The sequence below is a fragment of the Aeriscardovia aeriphila genome (assembly GCF_002259595.1).
In the GTDB taxonomy this organism is placed as follows: Bacteria; Actinomycetota; Actinomycetes; order Actinomycetales; family Bifidobacteriaceae; genus Aeriscardovia; species Aeriscardovia aeriphila.
This window is the reverse complement of record NZ_MWWU01000002.1, coordinates 728,627-743,080: the sequence shown is the minus strand read 5'-3', so window position 1 is coordinate 743,080 and position 14,454 is coordinate 728,627. Positions and strand designations below refer to the sequence as shown.

Here is a 14,454-nt window from a genome sequence, read left to right as displayed (position 1 = left end):
ATAAGGTAGACGCCATGACACAAGCTCTCAGAATGTCGAATTTGTTCGTTCGCACCATGCGCAACGACCCAGCAGATGAGGATATTGACTCCGCCAAGCTGCTGGTTCGCGCCGGCTATTTGAAGAAGGAAGCCCCCGGTATTTTCACCTGGCTGCCTCTCGGCTTGCGCGTTTTGAACAAGCTGGAAAATATTATTCGCGAAGAAATGGCAACTGCCGGCGCTCAGGAAGTGCACCTGCCAGCCCTGCTGCCAAAAGAGCCTTATGAGGTGACTCACCGTTGGGAAGAGTACGGCGAGAACATCTTCAAGCTCAAGGATCGCCACGGTGCCGACTACCTTCTGGCACCAACCCACGAGGAAATGTTCACCCTTCTGGCCAAGAACTATTACTCCTCGTACAAGGACCTTCCTGTCGTTCTTTACCAGATTCAGACCAAGTACCGCGATGAGGCACGCCCTCGCGCAGGCCTGATCCGTGGCCGCGAGTTCATCATGAAGGACGCTTATTCCTTCACCCTCGACGAGGACGGCTTGAAGCAGGAGTACGTCAAGCAGCGCGACGCTTACGAGCGCGTGTACAAGCGTGTGGGCGTGAAGTACGTCATCGTCAAGTCCTTCTCTGGCCCAATGGGTGGCTCTGCTTCTGAGGAATTCCAGGCTCCACTTCCGATCGGTGAGGACACTTACGCGCTCTCCCCAGCGGGTAACACGTGGAATGTGGAGGCTTTGAGCACTCCAACCCCAGAGCCTGTTGATTTTAGCTCGACTCCCGCCGCCAGTGAGGTGGAGGTTGGCCAAGCCAAGTCCATCGACAAGATGGTGGAGGTTGCCAACGCTCAGTTTGCTCGTGAAGATGGCCGTGAGTGGGCTGCTTCTGACATTTTGAAGAATGTTGCCGTCACTTTGATTCACCCTGCCGATAGCGAGCACAAGGAAGCGTGGCGCGAGGTCGTGGTGGTCGGTGTTCCTGGCGACCGCGAAGTGGATACGAAGCGCCTCGAAGCTGCCTTCAGCCCCTGCGAGGTGGAAGAGGCGAGCGAAGAGGACTTGAAGAAGCACCCTGAGCTCGTGTTGGGCTTCATTGGTCCAAAGGCGCTTGGCCCTCAGGCTCGTCAGGCTGCTGACGGTGCTTCTGATTCTGCCGTTCGTTACTTCGTCGATGCCCATATTGCCCGCGGCTCTGTCTGGTACACCGGCGCTGACAAGAACGGCGTGGATTACGTCAACCTCGTCTACGGCCGTGACTTCGAAGCCGACGGCGTGGTGGAAGCTCTGCGCGTTCGCGAAGGCGATATGTCGCCAGATGGCTCCGGCCCGCTCTCCTTCGAGCGTGGTGTCGAGATCGGCCAGGTGTTCCAGCTCGGTCTCAAGTACACCAACGCTCTGGGCTTCTCCGTTCTCAACCAGAACGGCAAGACTCAGCCCGTGTGGATGGGTTCCTATGGCATTGGCGTGTCCCGCACTTTGGCTTGCATCGCCGAGTTCCATCACGATGAGCAGGGCTTGGCATGGCCAATGAGCGTTGCTCCAGCTCAGGTTCACGTCGTCATCGCTGGTAAGGGTGACGAATTGAGCGCTGAGGCGGAAAAGCTGGTTGCTGAGCTTTCTCGTAACGGTGTTGAAGTTCTCTTCGACGACCGTGAGAAGGTTGGCGCTGGTGTGAAGTTCAAGGATGCTGAGCTTATCGGTGTTCCGCTGATCGCCGTGGTGGGTCGCGGCTTCAGCAATGACGGTACCATTGAGGTTCGTAACCGTCACACTGGTGAGTCCCTGCAGGTTCCTGCTGATCAGGCTGCTGAAACCTTGCGAAAGATGGTGGTCGAGCAGCTTGCTGAGCTGGATGCAGCTGCTGGCGAGTGAACGCTGCTGGCGAGTTGTAGCTCAGCGCCTTGCTGAGGATTATCACTGCGCATGCTGATATGCCTTCGGGCATATCAGCTTTTTTATTTCCTGCTCAGTTCGCGGTGAGGATGAGCGGATAGCCCAGCTGGTAAGCGCGAAGCGCGAGACGAGTCACACTCGACAGCAGCAAAACGCGATCTGAGTTACTCAGACTGGTAATCTGGGGCGTTTCTTCGAGAGTGTGAGCCTGTTCAAGGGCCGCATCCATGTACAAAACGGCCAGGGTAGGGGCGGGCAGGCCGGTCGCCTTGTCGACCACAGTTGCCGGATTGGAGGCGAGAGGAGCCCAATTGTATGCTTTTTCGCGCGGATCCGCCTCATTGGCCTGGGCAAACGGCGCGGCGAACATTTCACTAGCCTGTACGTTGAGGAGCATATCTTGCTTCAGCTCAACGTGCGAATGACGGATAATCAGGTACTTTTGCGCCATGGCGAGTCTGTCGTAACTAGCTGCAAAAGCTCCAGCAAGGTGGCGGGGCAGACGGGTGGAGAGCTCAGCGGAGCCGGAAGTTTGCACCGCTGACGCCTGCTGGGAGCCCTTGAGATTATCACTGCTGGCACTCTCTGCTGTGTTGATAACATCCGGGCTGATAATCTGGGAAAAGCGAGAGTCGAGCGTACGAAGAGCGCGAGTACGCACGGTGCCGTCTTCGAGAGAAAAATCGGGTAAAGCTGCCAGCAGAGCCGCCGCTTGCAAGCTTGCCTGCCCACAGTGCGAGGTGCAGGTGCTGAGCAGGGCAAAAGCGCGAGAAGAGGCGAGAAGAGCAGAAGTGTTGCGCGGGAAGAAGCCGGTTCGCCATGCGGGCGTCGGGTGAGAAGGAGAATTAGAATGTGCGGCCGCCGAGTTCGAATGTGCAGCATTTGCAGTATCGGCCATTGCCAGGCCAGGCGTACCAACAGACCCCATCACCACCACGGCCAGCGCGCTAGCGAGAGCGAGGCGACGAGAGAAGCGATGCGCGAAGTGATAAGTCTGCATGAAACCGTACAATAGCCGGTGAATACGACGTTCCAGCCTTTGGCCAAAGGACGGCGTCGGTATAATTCAAGCAAACGTATACGTATAAGTGAACATCAGAACTGAAGAAGAGGAGAGGCAGAGGTATGGAACTGGATTTGGCGGATATCCGCGAGCTTGCGGTACAGAATGGTGTTGACCCTGAAAAACTGAATTCTGCTCTCGAGGAGGCTCTCCTTCTCGCGTACTTGAAGACTCCCGGTGCTCAGCAGCATGCTCGCGTCGTTTTGGACGAGCGCGCTGGCACTTTCACGGTGTGGGCTCGTAAGGCAATCCCCCAGGAGCCAACCGAAGATAACCCGCATCCAGCACCACTGTTGGGTGAAGAATACGACGATACCCCTCATGATTTCGGCCGTCAGGCTGCTATGGCTGCCCGTCAGATTATTCGCCAAGTGTTCCGTCAGGCTGCTGACGAGAAGGTGTTTGGCGCTTTCGCTGGCCAGAAGGGCAAGCTGATTTCCGGCATCGTCCAGCAAGATGACGAGGACGATTACAACGTTCATATTCGCGTCGGTGACGTCGAGGCTCTGCTGCCGAAGCGCGAACAGGTTCCTGGCGAGCATTACCGTCACGGCCAGCGTCTGCGCGTCTACGTCGTCTCTGTCAACCGCGGCCTGAAGGGCCCCGAGATCGTCGTTTCTCGCTCTCACCCAGAACTGGTCCGCCTGCTCTTCGAACGTGAAGTCCCAGAGCTCACTTCTGGCGCAGTCTCCATCATGGCTATTTCTCGCGAGGCTGGTGCCCGTTCGAAGGTTGCCGTTCGTGCTAATCAAAATGGCGTGAACCCGAAGGGTGCTTTGATTGGCCCTGCTGGTCAGCGCGTGCGTGCGGTGATGGACAACTTGGGTGGCGAGAAGATTGACATTGTCGATTGGTCGAAGGATCCAGCCAAGTTCGTCGCTGCGGCTCTCTCGCCAGCTCACGCCACCTCTGTGGAAGTCGTGAGCTTGAAGAATGAGACGGCCATCGCCTTTGTTCCTGATTCTCAGCTTTCGCTTGCCATTGGTAAGGAAGGCCAGAATGCTCGTTTGGCAGCCAAGCTCACCGGTTGGAAGATCGGTGTGGAGTCTGCTGAAAAGCATGCCGCTCAGTTGGCTCAGGGCGAAACCGCACATCACGATTTCAGCCAGCGCTGAACTGTGAGGTGAACTTTGCTCAGCCGAGCGCATTGCCTCATGCTCTGAGGAGAGCAGTTGAGGTGATGCGCTATGCTTGCACACGGGCAAGCCTGCGCTTACCCGTCCGATTTCGAACATGTGGGATGAGGTTGAAAACAGCCATGGTCACACTATGAAACGCTCAACAAGCGTCACCAGAGGAAAAAGTAAGAGAAGATAAGTGGGCCACGCCAGCTTGCGTGGTCCGGAAACGGAGTTTGAGTGCCAAAAGCACGCGTCTACGAGTTGGCGAAGCAATTCAACGTCAGTAGCAAGGATGTTCTCAACAAGCTCAAGGATATGGGCGAGTTCGTGAAATCCGCATCTTCCACAGTCGAAGCTCCCGTTGTGCACAAGCTGCAAATGGCCTTCACTTCACAGCAGGCAAGCCCTGCTCCATCCCACAAGCCAGCACCGAGCGCTCCTCGCACTGGCGCCAGCGCGGCTGCTGGTGTTAAGCCAGGCCCACGCCCTGCTGCACGTCCAGCAACACCTGCTTCGGCTCATGCTGGCTCCTCCGAGCACACCTCGGCAACGCCAGCTGCTCATACTTCCGGTTCTGCACCAACTCCGAACCCGGGTATGTTCGTGAGCCCAGCAAGCTTGGACCGTCACAATTCGCATAAAGAGCATGATTCTCGCCGTTCCGAGCACTCTCGCTCCGACCGTTCTGAGCGCTTTGAGCGCGGTGGCGAGCACAATGATCGCAATGAGCGCGGTGGCCGTCGCTTCGAGGACCGCGGTGAGCGCCGCCCACGTCGTGGTGAGCACGGCGAGCGCGGTGAACGCAACTTCGATCGTAATGAGCGTAATGAGCGCGGTGGCCGTCGCTTTGAAGAGCGTGGCGAGCGCCCAGCACGTACCTTGGCAAAGCCAGGTCCACGCCAGGGTGGTCCACGTCCAGGAAACAACCCATACACCTCCCATCAGGGTATGCATTTCCCAACTCCAGCCGACATCCCTCGTCCACGCCCATTCTCCCGTCCTGGCTCGGCTAACAACTCCCAGAACGGCCCAGCAAATGGCAACTCTCGTCGTGGTGGCGGTCGCGGTGGTCGCGGTAACCGCTTCACGCGCAACACTTCTGCACCAGCAGGTGAGAACAAGTGGGGTCGCAACGTCTCTGCCGGCGCACCATCCAGCCCGAACTCTAACCAGGGCGGTCGCGGTGGCTTCCACCGCGGTGGCCCGAACTCCCGCGGTACCGCAGGTGCATTCGGCCATCAGGGTTCCCGCTCTTCTCGCGCTCGTAAGTCGAGGATGGAGAAGCAGAAGGAATATCAGGAGGAGATGCACGCACCAAAGATCGGTGGCGTGAGGATCGCTAACGGCCACGGCGAAGTGATTCGCCTGCGCCAAGGTGCCTCGCTTGCCGACTTGGCTGAGCGCATTCACGTTGACCCAGCAGCTTTGGTCACCGTGCTCTTCCACTTGGGTCAGATGGCAACGGCAAACCAGTCCTTGGATGCTGACACCTTCCAGATTCTGGGTGAAGAGATCGGCTACACCATTCAGGTGGTCTCCTCTGAGGAAGAGGATAAGGAGATTCTTCAGCAGTTCGACATTGATCTGGATAAGGAAATGGATCATGACAACGCTGATAATCTCGTGCCACGCCCACCAGTCGTGACCGTGATGGGCCATGTCGACCACGGTAAGACTCGCTTGCTCGACACCATCCGTAAGACCAACGTTTCCGCCCACGAGGCTGGCGGCATCACCCAGCGCATCGGCGCTTACCAGGTGTCCGTCAACCTCAACGGTGAAAAGCGTCGCATCACTTTCCTGGATACCCCAGGCCACGAAGCCTTCACAGCTATGCGTGCGCGCGGTGCTGAAATTACCGATATCGTCATCCTCGTTGTCGCTGCTAACGACGGCGTGATGCCACAGACCGTGGAAGCTTTGAACCACGCTCAGGCAGCTCACGTGCCGATCGTCGTGGCCGTCAACAAGATCGATGTGCCAGGCGCTAACCCAGAGAAGGTGCGCAGCCAGCTCATGGAATTTGGCCTCGTGCCAGAAGAGTACGGCGGCGACACCATGTTCGTGGATATCTCCGCAAAGCAGGGTACAAATATCGACACCTTGCTCGAAGACGTCCTGCTCACCGCTGACGCATCCTTGGACCTGAGTGCTGACCCGAATATGCCAGCACGTGGTGCCACCATCGAGGCTCGTTTGGATAAGGGCCGTGGTGCAGTGGCTTCCATCATCGTTCAGGAAGGCACCTTGCATGTGGGCGACCCAATCGTGGTCGGTACTGCATACGGTCGAGTTCGCGCCATGATGGACGAGAACGGTCACTCCTTGCAGGAAGCGAAGCCATCCACCCCAGTTCAGGTGCTCGGCTTGACCTCCGTTCCAAGCGCAGGCGACCTGTTCTTGGTCGCACCTGACGACCGTTCTGCTCGCCAGATTGCTGAAAAGCGTGAAGCCGTCCGTCGTGCAGCCCAGCAGGCCAAGCGCCACAAGGTCGTTTCTCTCGAGAGCTTGAACGAACAGTTCAAGAAGAGCGAAGTCGACATGTTGAACCTCGTCATCAAGGGCGACTCTTCGGGTTCTGTCGAGGCCCTGGAAGACGAGCTCATGAAGATCAAGGTGTCCAACGAGGTCGGAGTTCAGGTCATCCACCGCGGTGTCGGTGCCATCACCCAGAACGACGTCAACCTTGCAGCAGTCGATAAGGCTGTCATCTTGGGCTTCGACGTGCGTCCAAACCGCAATGTCGCACAGCTGGCAGAGCAAGAGGGTGTGGAAATCAAGTTCTACTCCGTCATCTACCAGGCCGTGGAAGAAATTCAGAGCTCCTTGGAAGGCATGCTCAAGCCCGTCTTCGAAGAGGCTACGACTTCTCACTCCGAGATTCGCGAGATCTTCCGCTCCTCTAAGTTCGGCAATATTGCTGGTGTGATGGTTCTCGATGGTGTGGTCAAGCGCAACACCAAGGCTCGCATCACCCGCAATGGTGTGGTCACCGTCAACGACCTGACCATCACCTCGCTGCGCCGCTTCAAGGACGACGTCAACGAAGTCAAGCAGGGCTTCGAAGCCGGTATCAACTTGGGTAGCTTCAACGACATCCAAGAGGGCGACATCATCGAGACCTACGAAGACCGTGAGATTCCACGTGCTCAGGTCGTGGCCAATGAGAAGGCCAAGATGCAAGCTCAGGAAGCCAAGAAGGCTGAGGACGAGAAGGCTAAGGCTCAAGCCGAAGTTGCACAAGCCGTCGCTGCTGCAAAGGAGAAGTGATGGCAAACACTCGTGCTGCGCGCATTGGTGTGCTGATTCAGCGTGTGGTCGCGAGCTCGCTGCAACGTGAGCTTCACGACCCACGCTTGAGAGGCGTCACGATTACTGAAGTGCGCGTTACTGGTGATCTGCAGATCGCCCGCATTTACTGGACTCTGCTCACCGACCCGAATAAGGCTCGTGGTGAGCGTAAGCGCGCCGAGCAGGCTTTGCGTCAGTCTGCTGGTCGTCTGCGCTCGCATGTTGGCCACAAGGCTGGCTTGAGATTGACACCACAGTTGGAGTTCATCTACGACGAACTTCCTACCCAAGCTCATGAGATCGATGATGTGCTCGTGGTCGCCAAGAAGCGCGACGAAGAGCTCGAGCGTTCTCGTGAAGGCGCGCAATACGCCGGTGAGGAAGATCCGTACCGTCATCCTCGTGAGGATGAGGACGATGACTTCGACGATGAGGACGATGAAGAGTTCGACGATGACTTTGATGACGACTCTGACGAGTCCTCTGAGAACGATTCTGAAGACGATGACGATGACCTCGACGAGGACTCTGAGGACTCTGAGTCCCACGATTCCTCCGCAAATTCTGATGAAAACGAGGATGTAGCGTGACATCCTCTTCCTCGATCGGGCAGCAGAACGAGTCTCTGTTGCCCGAATCAGGTTTTCTCCTGATCGATAAACCCCTGGGCGTCACCAGTTTCGATGTGGTTGCCGCCTGCAGGGGAGCGCTTCACACCAAGCATGTGGGCCACGCTGGCACCCTCGATCCGCTGGCTTCCGGCCTGCTGCTGGTCGGCTACAACCAGGGCACCAAGCTTCTCAACCTTCTTACCGGTAAAAACAAGCAGTATCGCACCACCATTCGCCTCGGTGCCTACACACATACCGATGATTCCGAAGGCTTCCTGGCCCATCACATTTCTGCACACCCTGAGATTGACACGACGCTGAATCAGCCTCTGGCCCTGCAGCGCACTCTCGCTGATTTATCAGCCCACCCCGAGCTCATTCGTTCGGCCATTAGCGGGCATTTGACGGGTGTGATCTCTCAGGTGCCGAGTTTCTTCTCCGCAGTGAAAATCAATGGCCAACGTGCCTATGACATCGCCCGCGGTGGTCACGATGTGGATATCCCTGCCCGCGAGGTGACGATTAGTCAGTTCGAAGTAGGCGAGATTCGCCCTGTGTATCTGGCTGAAGCCCAAGGCAGTCTCGCCAGCTCTGCGAATTCGCGCAACCGCGTCACGGCTGAGAAGAGCGAGCTGCCCGTATTCGTCGACGTCGATGCAACGGTGACGTGTTCTGCAGGTACGTATATTCGCTCGCTCGGCCGAGACTTGGGCCGCATCCTGGGTGTTGGGGGCTACCTCACACGGCTTCGACGAACCCGCGTTGGTAATCTCAGCGTGGTTGACGCCTTGCAATGCGAGCTGACCGACAAGACCTTTCGTAACCGCGAGTCAGAGACCATCACCCGAAAAGCGGTGCGAGTAGACCTGAAGCGCGCTGATAATCTGGAGAAATGCGTGATGAGCGTGCCACAAGCCGTCAACGGGACGCTCGCCTGCATACCCGTGACCGCGCACCAAGCCAGCGACCTGAGTTTCGGCCGTTTCGTGAGTACCAGCGTGGCAACTCTGCTCAAGCTGGGAATGAAATTTGAAAGTCTGCGCGCATCAGGCGAGGTCGAGCACGGTAGAATGACAGCCGTAGCGCTGACGGGCACGGGCGAGCAGCAACAAGCCATCGCCGTGGTCAGTGTCGAGCTGAAGCGCAGCGGCGAGCTGATCATCAAACCGACCACCGTTCTGGTGCCGCAGATGCGGTGAACGGCCATCACTGGCCAGCCGCGCCGCCGGCCAGTACGACAGGCGGTCACGCGAGTGACAAGCCAGTACGACAGGCGGTCACGCGGGCGACAAGCCAGTAGCGTCACCCCAGCGCGAGAAACACAGAGAAAGGGAACCAATGAAGGTTTACTACCTCACTCCAGACGAGCAAGGAAACGTGATTTGGCCACGTCTGGACCCGAAAGTCAGCTCCGTGGTGACGCTGGGAACTTTCGACGGCGTGCATAAGGGCCACCAGGCCGTGCTCAAGAGGGTGGTGGAGCTGGCTAAATCGTACAATTCTCGCTCTGTTGCCATCGTTTTTGACCGCCGCCCTGGCTTCCTCTTTTCCTGGATCGCCCAGCATGGTGTGGAGCCAGCAGCCAGCGAGCCAGACTCTCAGCAGCTCTCCACCGTCGACCAGCGCTTGAAGTATATCGCCGAAACGGGTATCGATATTGCCATCGTCGTGCACTTTACGCAGGCCTTCTCTCAGATTTCCTACTCGGCATTCCTCGGCCAGCTCATTAGCCAGCGCGTGGAGAACTCGCGCCAGCCGGTGCACACGCTGGGTATGACTCGCTTGGTTTTGGGCCAGGATGCGAACTTTGGTCGCGACCGTGGCGGCAACGTCAAGTCGGTGCAAAGGCTTTCCGAAGCTTTCCGCATGTTTGACCTCGAAGTCGTCGACTACAAAGGCCCTGGCTTCATCCATGTTCCTGCTGGCGTTGTGGACGGCAAGCCAGTAGAGAAGAAGGTGCGCGTGTGGAGCTCGACTGCGGTGCGTAACTCTCTCGAGCAGATGAAGGTTTCCCAGGCCATGGAGATTTTGGGTCATCCGCATGCTGTCGACGGTACGGTGGTGCACGGTGAGGCTCGAGGACGCACTTTGGGCTTCCCGACTGCTAACTTTGCCCCCGATTATGAAGGCCTTCTGCCTGCTGACGGCGTTTACTCCGGCTGGCTTATCGATTATGGCCCGGCAGACTCGCTGCCTGCTCCCGCCTCTGTTGCCGCACTTTCCGCTACTCCTGGCTCGGTGACGAAGGGGGAGATTATCAGTACGCAACCTGCTGAAGTGGCACGCTGGACTGCTGCCATTTCTGTGGGTACGAACCCAACTTTCGGCCCTCATGCTCGTGTTCTGGAAGTTTTCGCCGTGGAGAACGACTGGCTGGATTTGTACGGCCATCGCGTCCGCGTCGAGTTTGCTGACACAACAGGGCAGATGGTGAAGGCCGAAACTCTGGATAATCTCACGGAACTCATTTCTCAAGAGGTTCGAGATTCTCAGAAACAGTGCGACGGCGGATGGACTGATTCCATCACCGGCGATCATATTCAGGGCACGGTCGTGGATTGGGCTGGCCCTGTTATTCGCGAAAGCTAGGGGAGTACGTTAACGCGCGCACTAGCTCCGTGAGCGTGAGGCTTCGCGAGTGAGTGATCGCGAAAGCTGAAAATTGTACACGCAAATCGCCGGTAGGGGAAGTGTTTTTTTGAACTTATCGGCGATTTGTGCTACTATATTGACAGCTTATGGGCGTGTCATATGGCGGGCAACCCTGAGTAAGGATCAGGGGAGCGGCATATGGCGGCCGTCAGAGTTTGAGCTGTGATAATCTCACGGTATTTTTCTCAATTCCTTGATCCCTGGCCATAGTAGTGAACGGCACAAGAACATTAAGGAATGACTCACTTGGCTGCTGCATCACAGAGCACAACGAAAACTTACGCGCGAAACGACGCGGAAGATATCAAGCTGCACAAGGCGCCGAATCGTGTCAGCTTTGCGTCCATTCGAGAGCCAATCGAGCTCCCGTACCTTTTGGGCGTGCAGACTGACTCCTTCGACTGGCTCGTCGGCAACGACCGCTGGAAGGCAAAGGTCGAGCGCGACAAGGCTAACGGCACCTTCACCACTCTTCACACCTCTGGCTTGGCCGAGGCCTTTGAAGAGATCTCTCCGATCAAGAACTTCGCTGACACCATGGAGCTGGCTTTCTCCGATCCCTATTTCGAAGAGCCACGCCACACCTGGCAGGAAGCAAAGGATCGTGATTACACCTATTCTGCACCACTGTATGTGAACGCAGAATTCACCAACATGGAGACTGGCGAGATCAAGTCGCAGACCGTCTTCATGGGTGACTTCCCACTGATGACGCCTCATGGCACCTTCATCATCGGTGGTTCCGAGCGAGTGATCGTCACCCAGCTCGTGCGTTCCCCAGGTGTGTACTTCGAATCTGAAGTGGATAAGACCACCGACAAGGCTGTGTACGGTGGCCGCATCATCCCATCTCGCGGTGCTTGGCTCGAGTTCGAAATCGGCAAGCGCGACGATTTGGCAGTGCGTATTGACCGTCGTCGTAAGACGTCCGTCATCGTCTTCCTCCAGGCCATCGGCATGAGCGTCGATGAGATCCGTCAGGAGTTCCAAGGCTACCCAATGGTGCTCGACGCCATTGAAAAGGAAGCTGTGGAAGACCGCGACGCTGCACTGACCGACGTCTACCGCAAGATCCGCCCAGGCGATACCGCCACCCCAGAGGCTGGCCGTACCCTGCTCGAATCCTTCTACTTCAACGATCGTCGTTACGATCTCGCTCGCGTGGGTCGTTACAAGATCAACCGCAAGCTCGGCTTGGAAATTGATCCTGACAATCGTTCTTTGACCAAGGAAGATATCGTCTCCACCCTCAAGTACCTGGTAGCTTTGCACGACGGTGCTAAGAGCTTTGCGGGCACTCGTAATGGTGAAGCTGTCAACCTGCGCGTGGAAACCGATGATATCGACCACTTCGGCAACCGTCGTGTGCGTCAGGTAGGCGAGCTGATTCAAAACCAGCTGCGTACCGGTCTGTCACGTATGGAGCGCGTTGTCCGCGAGCGTATGACCACGCAGGACCCGGAGTCCATCACTCCACAGTCCCTGCTCAACATTCGCCCAGTTGCAGCAACGATCCGCGAGTTCTTCGGCACCTCCCAGCTGTCCCAGTTCATGGATCAGAACAACCCACTTGCTGGCGTGACCAACAAGCGTCGTCTCTCCGCACTGGGCCCAGGCGGCCTCTCTCGCGACCGCGCTTCCATGGAAGTGCGCGATGTGCACCCATCCCACTATGGCCGTATGTGCCCAATCGAGTCTCCAGAAGGCCCGAACATTGGTCTGATCGGCTCGCTGGCAACCTTCGCTCGCGTGAATCCATTCGGCTTCATCGAGACCCCATACCGCAAGGTTGTTGACGGCCACGTCACCAATGAAGTCGTCTACATGACCGCAGATGAGGATGCCAACCACTACATCGCTCAGGCCAACCAGGAGCTCGACGAGGACGGTAACTTCACCTCCGAAACCGCACTGGTTCGAGATGCTGAGGAAGAGGCAGACGATGTGCCTGTCTCCAAGGTGGATTACATGGATGTGTCCCCACGCCAGATGGTGTCGGTGGGCTCTTCCTTGATTCCATTCCTCGACCACGATGAGGGCCACCGAGCACTCATGGGCGCTAACATGCAGCGTCAGGCTGTTCCACTGGTCCGCTCTGAGGCTCCACTGGTCGGTACTGGCACCGAATGGCGTACCGCTCACGATTCTGGTGACTGCGTCATCGCCGATAAGCCAGGTACCGTCGACTACGTGTCCGCAGACCTCATCCGCGTGGCCAACGACGATGGAACCACCTCGAGCTATCGCTTGGCGAAGTTCCAGCGCTCTAACCAGACCACCTGCTACAACCAGACTCCAATCGTGAACCAGGGCGACCGCGTCGACGCTGATTCCGTGATTGCTGATGGTCCAGCTATCAAGAATGGTGAGCTCGCACTCGGCCGCAACTTGGTTGTCGCCTTCCTTCCATGGGATGGCTACAACTACGAGGACGCCGTGCTCATTTCTGAGCGCCTCGTCAAGGACGATACCCTGAGCTCCATCCACATCGAGGAGTACGAGATTGACGCTCGCGACTCCAAGCTGGGTGCAGAAGAGATCACTCGCGATCTGCCAAACGTCTCCGAAGACGCTGTGGCTGACCTCGACGAGCGCGGCATCATCCGCGTCGGCGCTGAGGTTGAGTCCGGCGACATTCTGGTCGGCAAGGTTACCCCGAAGGGTGAGACCGAGCTCACCCCAGAAGAGCGCCTGCTGCGTGCCATCTTCAACGAGAAGTCTCGCGAAGTGCGCGACACCTCCCTGCGCATGCCTCACGGCGAGCGCGGCACTGTTATTGCAGTGAAGGAAGAGACCAAGGAAGATGCTGAGGCTGACGGCGATGAGCTGCCAAGCGGCGTCAACCGCGTCATTCGCGTCTACGTCGCTCAGAAGCGCAAGATCACCGTAGGTGATAAGATCTCCGGCCGCCACGGCAACAAGTGCACCATCTCCCGCATCCTGCCAGAAGAGGATATGCCGTTCATGGAGGACGGTACTCCTGTCGACATGCTGCTCAACCCACTGGGCGTTCCTCCGCGTATGAACCTCGGTCAGGTGCTTGAGCTCCACCTCGGCTGGATCGCACGCCAGGGTTGGGATATCGATATCGACAAGACCATGAGCGAATGGAAGAAGCACATCCCAGCAGGTGCTGAGAAGGCTGCTCCAAACACCCCAGTCACCACTCCAGTCTTCGACGGTGTGCGTGAGGATGCTCTCAACGGCCTGCTCGAAACCACCCTGCCAGATGCAGACGGCAACCGCCTCGTGGATAAGTTCGGTAAGGCACGCCTCTTCGACGGCCTGACCGGCGAACCATTCCCGAAGCCTGTCGCTGTGGGTGTGATGTACATCCTCAAGCTGCACCACCTGGTCGACGACAAGGTCCACGCTCGCTCCACTGGTCCATACTCCATGATCACACAGCAGCCACTCGGCGGTAAGGCCCAGTTCGGCGGCCAGCGCTTCGGTGAGATGGAGGTGTGGGCTCTTGAAGGTTACGGTGCCGCATACACCCTGCACGAAATGATGACGGTCAAGTCTGATGATGTTGACGGTCGTGTGCGAGTCTACGGTGCAATCGTCAAGGGAGAGAACCTGCCAGAGGCTGGTATTCCTGAATCCTTCAAGGTGTTGCTCAAGGAAATGCAGTCCTTGTGCCTCAACGTCGAAGTTCTCAACGCCGATGGCGTTGCTGTGGACTTGGATGCCGAGGATGACGAGGCTGGCAACTCCCGCGAGCAGCTGGGCTTCAACATTGGTGAACGCCCAGATAAGGCTGCTGCAGAGGCAAGCCGCATCGACACCTCTCTGGATGACAACAGCTGGGGAATGTCCGAGCGCTGAGCTCG

Annotated in this window: 7 protein-coding genes and 1 pseudogene; 7 read left to right on the top strand and 1 reads right to left on the bottom strand. The window is 57.5% G+C overall.

Annotated features, from left to right (window positions below; all coding sequences use genetic code 11):
• The first annotated feature begins 14 nt into the window (after positions 1-14).
• Positions 15-1,862 carry a proline--tRNA ligase gene (locus AEAE_RS04145; RefSeq protein WP_094689856.1) on the top strand — a complete coding sequence of 616 codons (1,848 nt, stop codon included), beginning with the start codon at positions 15-17 and terminating at the stop codon, positions 1,860-1,862.
• Positions 1,863-1,956: 94 nt separating this feature from the next.
• Here AEAE_RS04145 and AEAE_RS04140 read toward each other — a convergent pair whose 3' ends face one another.
• Entirely contained in the window at positions 1,957-2,883 is a 927-nt protein-coding gene (locus tag AEAE_RS04140; protein ID WP_094689855.1) for a hypothetical protein, read from the bottom strand.
• 125 nt (positions 2,884-3,008) lie between these two features.
• Between AEAE_RS04140 and nusA the strand changes: the two genes are divergently transcribed.
• The 6 genes and pseudogenes from nusA (at position 3,009) to rpoB (ending at position 14,449) form a co-directional block, all read left to right on the top strand.
• The gene (gene nusA, locus AEAE_RS04135) at positions 3,009-4,061 is read left to right on the top strand and encodes a transcription termination factor NusA (RefSeq protein ID WP_094689854.1); all 1,053 of its coding nucleotides are present in this window, start codon (positions 3,009-3,011) and stop codon (positions 4,059-4,061) included.
• Positions 4,062-4,304: 243 nt separating this feature from the next.
• Positions 4,305-7,217 (top strand): annotated as a pseudogene (gene infB / locus AEAE_RS04130) (translation initiation factor IF-2); the annotation flags it as partial.
• Positions 7,218-7,336: 119 nt separating this feature from the next.
• Positions 7,337-7,948 carry a 30S ribosome-binding factor RbfA gene (rbfA, locus tag AEAE_RS04125; protein WP_094689852.1) on the top strand — a complete coding sequence of 204 codons (612 nt, stop codon included), beginning with the start codon at positions 7,337-7,339 and terminating at the stop codon, positions 7,946-7,948.
• A complete protein-coding gene (locus AEAE_RS04120; RefSeq protein WP_094689851.1) occupies positions 7,945-9,168 on the top strand; it encodes a tRNA pseudouridine synthase B in 1,224 nt (407 codons plus the stop codon). The genes rbfA and AEAE_RS04120 overlap by 4 nt, the downstream gene beginning before the upstream one ends.
• A 139-nt stretch (positions 9,169-9,307) precedes the next feature.
• On the top strand, positions 9,308-10,558 hold the full coding sequence (locus AEAE_RS04115) for a riboflavin kinase (RefSeq protein WP_094689850.1): 1,251 nt from the start codon (positions 9,308-9,310) through the stop codon (positions 10,556-10,558).
• A 309-nt stretch (positions 10,559-10,867) separates the two neighbouring features.
• Positions 10,868-14,449, top strand: a complete 3,582-nt coding sequence (gene rpoB / locus AEAE_RS04110) for a DNA-directed RNA polymerase subunit beta (protein WP_158520494.1) — start codon at positions 10,868-10,870, stop codon at positions 14,447-14,449.
• Positions 14,450-14,454: the final 5 nt, after the last annotated feature.

What these genes read in the sequence shown, in the direction of transcription:
- rbfA (WP_094689852.1), top strand. Translation starts at nt 7,337, where the DNA reads ATGGCAAACACTCGTGCTGCGCGCATTGGTGTGCTGATTCAGCGTGTG.
- nusA (WP_094689854.1), top strand. Translation starts at nt 3,009, where the DNA reads ATGGAACTGGATTTGGCGGATATCCGCGAGCTTGCGGTACAGAATGGT.
- AEAE_RS04115 (WP_094689850.1), top strand. Translation starts at nt 9,308, where the DNA reads ATGAAGGTTTACTACCTCACTCCAGACGAGCAAGGAAACGTGATTTGG.
- AEAE_RS04145 (WP_094689856.1), top strand. Translation starts at nt 15, where the DNA reads ATGACACAAGCTCTCAGAATGTCGAATTTGTTCGTTCGCACCATGCGC.
- AEAE_RS04140 (WP_094689855.1), bottom strand. Translation starts at nt 2,883, where the DNA reads ATGCAGACTTATCACTTCGCGCATCGCTTCTCTCGTCGCCTCGCTCTC.